Raw genomic sequence first — 1,365 nt, 5'->3', positions numbered from 1 at the left:
GTACAGAGCATCCCGAATGGGTGCGAACTTTGGAGCTTTTGCTTTTCAAAAAGTATGAGCGAAGCGAATACATTACCAATGCTTTTGCTTTTAGATTTCACAAACAGGATTAACTAAAAACTGCCCCACGAAGCGAGGAACGAGCTTCAATAGAGTACGAGCTTTAGCGAGTACATAGGGCAGTTTTAAGCACTCCCCTCTCGAAAGGCTTTTAATTATTTTTAAAGCTTTTAATGCTTTTAGACAGGTTGAAACCCTTGTGTAGTAAGTGTTACAGACTATATAAACGGACATTTGCTCTTGTATAAACGGACATTTGCTCTTGTATAAACGGACATTTGCTCTTGTATAAACGGACATTTGCTCTTAATTAAAAGACATTATAAATATTGACCTTAAAAAGATATTAGATTACATTGTCCTTTAATTAGATAATAATAAGTTCTTCTTATGAAAAATAGTTTAGTCGTGAAAGATAATGCTCTAATAAATGCCAGTTACAACCTAGAGCTAACGGAACAACGTTTGATCATGCTAGCTATCATTAATGCTAGAGAATCGGGACAAGGAATCACTGCGGATAGTAAACTGGAAATACATGCTAGTGACTACGCCAAGCTATTCAATGTATCTGCCGATGCGTCATATAAAGCTTTGAGAGAAGCTGTAAATAATCTGTTTAATCGTCAATTTAGTTATACAGCCGAATATAAAAAAACAGGCAAAGTCGGCATTGTTCGATCTCGCTGGGTAAGCCGTATATTTTATGTAGATGACCTAGCATTGTTAGAAATTACTTTTGCTCCTGATGTAGTGCCTTTAATCACACGATTGGAAGAACACTTTACAAAATATGAAGCTAAACAAGTTGCTCACCTAACCAGTAAATACGCCACTAGGCTTTATGAATTGCTGATTGCTTGGCGTGAAGTTGGAAAAGTTCCACAACTAGAACTTAGTGAGTTTAGAAACAGATTAGGTCTTGTTGATAGTGAATACACCGCCATGAGTGACTTCAAAAAGCGTGTGCTTGAACCATCAATTAAACAAATTAATGAGCATACTGATATTACTGTAACGTATGAACAGCATAAAAAAGGACGGATCATTTCAGGTTTTTCTTTCAAATTTAAGCAAAAACAACAGCCAAAAGTTGAAGCAAAAAGAGATCCAAACACGCCTGATTTTTTTATAAAAATGACCGATGCACAACGCCATTTATTTGCGAATAAAATGTCAGAAATGCCTGAGATGGGAATATATTCACAAGGTACAGAAAGCTACCAACAATTTGCTATTCGTATCGCTGATATGCTTTTAGAGCCTGAAAAATTCAGAGAGCTTTATCCAATTTTAGAAAAATCA

1 protein-coding gene is annotated in these 1,365 nt (G+C 35.8%); it reads left to right on the top strand.

Annotation, left to right across the window (positions count from 1 at the left end; all coding sequences use genetic code 11):
* Positions 1-450: 450 nt before the first annotated feature.
* The coding region (gene repM / locus FTV34_RS17470; protein ID WP_180070917.1) for a replication initiation protein RepM at positions 451-1,365 on the top strand (915 nt) is incomplete at its 3' end.

It is taken from the genome of Acinetobacter sp. YH16038, from assembly GCF_013417275.1.
Classification (GTDB): domain Bacteria; phylum Pseudomonadota; class Gammaproteobacteria; order Pseudomonadales; family Moraxellaceae; genus Acinetobacter.
This window is presented reverse-complemented; position numbering and strand designations above follow the sequence as displayed.